The organism is Microcystis sp. LEGE 08355 (assembly GCF_015207185.1).
Taxonomy (GTDB): Bacteria; Cyanobacteriota; Cyanobacteriia; order Cyanobacteriales; family Microcystaceae; genus Microcystis; species Microcystis panniformis.
Window position 1 is genome coordinate 1 of sequence record NZ_JADEXI010000256.1, and the last position, 6,326, is coordinate 6,326.

Genomic DNA, 6,326 nt, shown 5'->3' on the forward strand with positions numbered 1-6,326 from the left:
CAGTAAGGGGATGGGGGTTTGGGTTTTGGTGAAGTTTTCTTAATCCCTATCCCCTACTATTCCCTAATCCCTATTGCCTGTTCTTTAAATTGCCGCAGACAGATATAATCATCTCTATCTACCTAAGAATGATCCCTCGATCGAGACCCTGATTCTCAAAACCTAATCATTATTTAACCTGACTCTCAAAACTTATGCACCGAATTGCTCCCCAAGCGGGTGGTTGGACAGCAGATACCGAAGGGGTGATTATTATTGACCAAAATCCGGCCCCGATTGTTCTCCTCACCATGGCCGATACCGATATTCAAACTCTAGCGGCAGCTATCGACCATCTACCCGATAATTTTCCCGCAATTCGCGCCCTGAATTTATCGCAGTTACAGCAGCAATACAGTATCGATAACTATGGGGACAAGGTACTATCCCAAGCAAGGGTGATTATTCTTCGCTTATTGGGGGGACGGGGGAGTTGGTCCTACGGGTTGGAAGTAGTTAAGGAAATTGTCGAGGAAACTGGTGCGACTTTATTTGTCCTCCCGGGAGAGGATAAACCGGATTTAGAGTTGATGAGTCATTCCACTGCTTCCCTGACTACTGTCAATCAGTTATGGTGCTATTTCACGGAAGCAGGGATAGATAACTGGATTAATGCTGCTAAATTTATCGCGCATACCTGTCTCCATCTCGACTATCCTCCCTCTCCTCCTGGGGTTGTCCCTAGGTTGGGAATCTATTCCCAGATAACCCTATCCCAACCCCAAGCACGGACTTGGATACTTTTCTATCGTTCCCATTATCTCGCGGGTAACACCAAAGCTATCGATGCTTTAATCAGCGCTTTCACCCAAAGAAATATTGAAACTGTCCCTATCTTTCTCTCCTCTCTGCGGGAAATCGAAGTGCAAGAGGAACTATTAACCCTCTTTTCCCACCATCCCCCAGACCTAATTCTCGATACCACTAGCTTCTCTATCCAACGACCAGAAGACAAACAAAATCATCACTTCTGGCAGTCTCTCAATAAACCCATCTTCCAAGTTATCCTCAGCAGCAGCAGTTTAGAAGCTTATCAACAGGGTTATCAAGGTCTTTCCCCCCGGGATGTGGCCATGAATATCGCTTTACCGGAAATGGATGGCAAAATTATCACCCGCGCTATTTCCTTTAAATCTGTCCTCACCCGACATCCCAAACTAGAAACGGAAATAGTTATCTATCAACCCCTCCCCCACCGGGTTGATTTTGTCGCTGATTTAACCGCAAACTATTGTCAACTCTCCTCCCTTCCCAACTCCCAGAAAAAAATTGCCCTCATTTTCCCCAACTATCCCAATAAGGATGGTCGTATCGCTAACGGAGTCGGTTTAGATACTCCCGCTAGTGGTTTGGAAATTCTTCGCGCATTACAAACCCAAGGTTATACCCTCACCGACCTCCCCGACCATAGCGATGAATTAATGCGATTGCTTATTTCCGGTATCACTAATGACCTGGAGACAAGGGAATTAAAACCTATCTATCAATCCCTCTCCCTAGAAGCATATCTAGATTATTTCTCCTCCCTTCCCCCCGATAATCAAAGCGCTCTGCTTGACCGTTGGGGACATCCAGACAGGGATTTCCCTATCCCCGGCATCCAGTTAGGTAATGTCTTTATCGGTATTCAACCTTCTCGCGGTTATGACCTTGACCCGACTCTTAATTATCATTCCCCCGACCTGGAACCTACCCACAGCTATCTCGCTTTTTACCATTGGTTACGACGGGAATTCCAAGTCACTGCTGTGATTAATCTCGGTAAACACGGCAATTTAGAATGGCTACCGGGGAAGAGTCTTGCTCTTTCTCCCCATTGTTATCCCGAAATCGCTTTCTCGTCGCTGCCGAATTTTTATCCGTTTATTGTCAATGACCCCGGAGAAGGTTCCAGCGCTAAAAGACGTTCCCAAGCTGTTATCATCGACCATCTCACCCCCCCCATGACGCGAGCGGAATTGTATGGGGATTGGGAAAAGTTAGAGTCCCTCATCGATGAATATTATCAGGCAGAATCTCTTGATCCTTCTCGTTTAGCTCTGATTCGCAAGCGGATTAACGATCTGGTGGCGAAAACTAATCTCGATCGAGAGCTAGGCACGATCTCGCGTAGCGAGCGCGTTGCGACCAGCGCTTCCTTTAGTCAATTTCTCACCCTCGTGGATGGTTATCTCTGTGAACTCAAGGAAGCACAAATCCGCGACGGTTTACATATCTTCGGTCAATGTCCCCAGGGTCAGCAGTTAATTGATTTAATCCAATCGATCGCTCGTTCTCCCAGTCCCGACCGCCCCGGTTTAACCCGTTCGATCGCCCTTGACCTCCATCTCGACTGCGACCCCCTGACGGAATATAACGATACCACTACTTATCTGGAAAGTCTCGCTCAGGATTTAATTAGCCGGAAAATTGAACCTGTAGGCGAAAATACGGCAAAAGAATTGGTTTGGCTAGAAAATCAGTTAATTCCTGCTTTAAAACAAACCCCCGATGAACTTACCTATCTCTTAAAAGGTCTCGCTGGCCAATACGTCCCCAGTGGTGCTTCCGGCGCTCCCACCCGCGGCCGTCCCGATGTTCTCCCCACCGGCAGAAATTTCTATTCCGTCGATACCCGCGCAATCCCCACAGAAACCGCGTGGGAAGTGGGAAGAAAGGCCGCAGAGGCACTAATTGAACGTTATACCCAAGAAAATGGCGAATATCCCCGCACTTTGGCGATTTCTATCTGGGGAACTTCGACGATGAGAAATAGTGGCGAAGATGTGGCCGAAGCCATGGCTTTACTGGGAATTCGTCCCCTTTGGGATGGTTTTTTCCGTCGGGTGGTGGGGTTTGAAATCCTTACCCCGTCTAGCTTAGGCCGTCCTCGCATTGATGTGACCGTTCGGGTATCGGGCTTTTTTAGGGACAGTTTCCCCAGCATACTACATCTTCTTAATTCTTGCATAAATGCGGTAGCTTGTCAAGAGGAAGAGGAAAAAATTAATCCTTTAGCGGCGAAAGTGAAGACAGAGAGGGAGTTTTGGCTAAGTCAGGGCTTAGGAGAAAAAGAGGCGAAACTGAGAGCTACTGCCAGAATCTTTGGCTGCAAACCGGGTGCTTATGGGGCCGGTTTACAGGGGTTAATCGAGTCACAAAACTGGCAAAATGATCAAGACTTAGCTAATGCTTATATTAACTGGAGTTGTTATGCCTATGATAGTCAAGGAACTGCCCATTCTTTACCAGAAGTATTGAGAAATAGACTGCAAGAATTAGAGATAGTGCTGCACAATCAGGACAATCGAGAACACGATATTTTTGACTCCGATGACTACTATCAATTTCAAGGCGGCTTAACTGCCAGTGTCCGAGCTTTAACCGGCAAAAATCCCGTCACCTATTTTGGTGATCATTCCCGTCCAGAAAATCCCCGCATCAGAACCCTAGAGGAAGAAATTCGTCGCGTTTACCGTTCGCGAGTGGTTAACCCCAAATGGATAGCGGGAGTGATGCGACACGGCTATAAAGGCGCTTTCGAGATGGCTGCGACCGTAGATTATATTTTTGCCTACTCTGCCACTACTCATCTAGTGGAGGATTTTATCTATCAGGGAGTAGCCGAAGCTTATTTATTTGACGAGAAGGTACAACAATTTATTCAGGAGAAAAACCCCTGGGCATTGCGAGATATGGCCGAAAGATTATTAGAGGCTCAACAACGGGGATTATGGACGCAGGTGGACCAGAAAACTTTAGATCGATTGAGGGCAATTGTCCATGAGGCCGAAGGAGCGATCGAATCGGGTCAGTAATTAGACCTCTGGCAAAAATCAAAAATCTTCCGTTAGAACGTAGGTTGGGCTTCGGCCGTGAGCTTTTGCCGAACGGTTGAAGCATGAAACCCAACCCCCGATTATGTTACACTACCGCTAACCCTAGATAAGGTAACTGGATGAACAGGGAATCCCTCCCATGAGTGCGATGGGAGCGTCAATACTGATATTTAACTTTGGCTGGCTCAGAGAAACTATCAAAATTCTGCAAATCTAACTTTTATTTTGTTAAAGAATTTCTCGCAAAGTTGCCGACGGACACTCACCGAACATTTTCTTATAATCTTTGGCAAATTGACCCATCTGCCAGAATCCTCACTGTATGGCGATCGCACTAACAGTAATTCCTTTACCCGCAGACGCTTTTAGTTGTCGTCGTACCCCGTTAAGACGTTGAATTTTGAGATAAGTCGCAGGTCCGGGGCCAAAACATTCCTGAAAACCGTAACGGAGGGTACGTTCACTGATGTGCAGTTCTTGACAGAGATCGAGGATCGAGGGGGGGCGATCGAGATTGTCCAGTAAGATCTCCTCTGCTCGCTTAATGTAGGGATATCGTATTGAAGGGTGCAGGGGCGGATCGTTTTGATGGGAATCGAGTACATCTAGAACCAGAGAGGTAAATCGGTCGGGCGAATTGTATGCCCCCGACTTGAGCTACGAACAGTTCCCCCTGAAAAGTTCTTGCCTCGATCGGTCGATGAATCATATCCCAACGAAAAGCTCTCATCTGCGACCCTAGTTCATCGATATCGTGAAAACGAATAGTCTCGATCAGGGGCTGTCAATTGATATTCATTTTGTCTGATTTAGGATAGCAGAATTATTAAAAATTATTATAGCGTTTCCTGTTCGCAAGAGGTACACTATCGATGTTGAAAAGCTTAATTAGCAAAGGTTTAAGTGTGCCACACAGGTGTGAGAACCGCTATAAGTATTATTAAGAGTTATTCTCTTGTCAATATGCAGGATACTTCACCAATCTTAATTGTAGAGTTTTTTGGCTTTTATGGGTTAATAACGTCAGACTCTGACTTTTTTCCCTGATTTAGTGGTTTCTCGTTATCCGCAATATTTTTTCAAATTTATGGTCAATTCTTAATAAAAATCTATAAGTCTAAGTTTGCCATTTTTTGATAGCGATCGCTTTTGCCAAGCTTCTATAATAGTCTTCTAGAGGCTAATAGATAGAAAGTCGCTGTTTATTCAAGCAAGAAAATTTAGAAAGAAGATAGGAGATAAATAGCCTTAAAATTAATTAGCAGGAGGAAATATTACCAATTAAAGGTTCGCTGCTATGAAATTCCGTCAATTGATGCGGGCAACAGAAAATAAATACAATCGGCTGCTGGCAAATCTAGTCTTGCTCTACATTATTTACCCATTTTTAGTATATCTACCCCTCGGAGATTTGCTAGTTTTCTTTTTCTTCTCCCTCTCTGTGATCATCGCCGTCTATCAGATTGATCGCAGTAAATTGGCTTTAAGATGTAATATCGGTCTGTTTCTAATTGCCCTCATCCTGCGAGTATTCGGCACGATTATCCCTATTTATAGGGATTTAACCGGTTGGTTCGATCTGTCTAGTACATTAATTTCTCTAGCTTTTATTAGTTTATGCGTGTACTCGATTTTACAAGAATTAATTCTCGCCGAACAGGTAACATCCGATATCATCAAAGGGGGAATTTGTGTCTATTTTCTCCTAGGATTTTTCTGGGCATCCGCTTATAATATCGTCCAGATTTTCGACCCCGATTCCTTTAGCTCCGCCGCTCAAACCGTCAACCAGGCGGATCTACTTCATTTCAGCTTTACTACCCTGGCCACGGTTGGTTACGGTGATATAGTTCCTACCAGTAAAGTCGCTAGAGTTCTAGCCAATTTAGAAGGAATGGCTGGAGTTCTCTATCCCGCCGTTTTTATCGCTCGTTTAGTCAGTTTACACAATGGTCGTTAACCAAAACAATCCAGCGCCTTGGAGAATATTAGATGATTATGCGTCGCTTTATGCCGATTCTTTCTTTACTTTTGCCTTGGGTCACTGCCGCAGGAGTCTTGGCGGAAATACCGACTCTATCCCAGGAAATCCGCCCAAAAACGGCGGAACAGGTGATCGAGCAACTCTGTGCTAATTTAACCAAACAGCGATCGTTCACTGTCAAGATGGATGTCACCTATGACGATGTACTGGACTCTGGGGCGAAAGTTCAGTACAGTGCCTATCAAAACATCTGGGTAGAGAAACCCGATCGCCTGCGCTCGGACTACACTGGAGTTGACATCCTCGCCGCCGTGAAACGGACGGCGATTCCCAAACCTCACGATTTCGGAAATTTTGGGTCTGAAACCCCGCCGTTCTAGGTTGGCTTTACGTTAGAATTAAAAGGCCAGTCTCGAAAACCAAGTGGACGGCGCAGCACCTTGAAAACTCGGCTTATACCATTTTTCTTTATTCTTGGCAGGTAT

2 protein-coding genes and 1 pseudogene are annotated in these 6,326 nt (G+C 45.4%); all 3 read left to right on the forward strand.

Features of this window, described 5'->3' with window-relative positions:
• The first annotated feature begins 194 nt into the window (after positions 1 to 194).
• Complete coding sequence (gene cobN / locus IQ242_RS13725; RefSeq protein WP_193960345.1) at positions 195 to 3,836, forward strand: cobaltochelatase subunit CobN; 3,642 nt, start codon at positions 195 to 197, stop codon at positions 3,834 to 3,836.
• Between the two features lie 1,318 nt (positions 3,837 to 5,154).
• Positions 5,155 to 5,817: a potassium channel family protein gene (locus tag IQ242_RS13735; protein ID WP_193960346.1), complete on the forward strand. Its 663-nt coding sequence runs from the start codon at positions 5,155 to 5,157 to the stop codon at positions 5,815 to 5,817.
• 32 nt (positions 5,818 to 5,849) lie between these two features.
• Positions 5,850 to 6,134, forward strand: a pseudogene (locus tag IQ242_RS13740) (DUF2092 domain-containing protein); the annotation flags it as partial.
• Positions 6,135 to 6,326 lie beyond the last annotated feature (192 nt).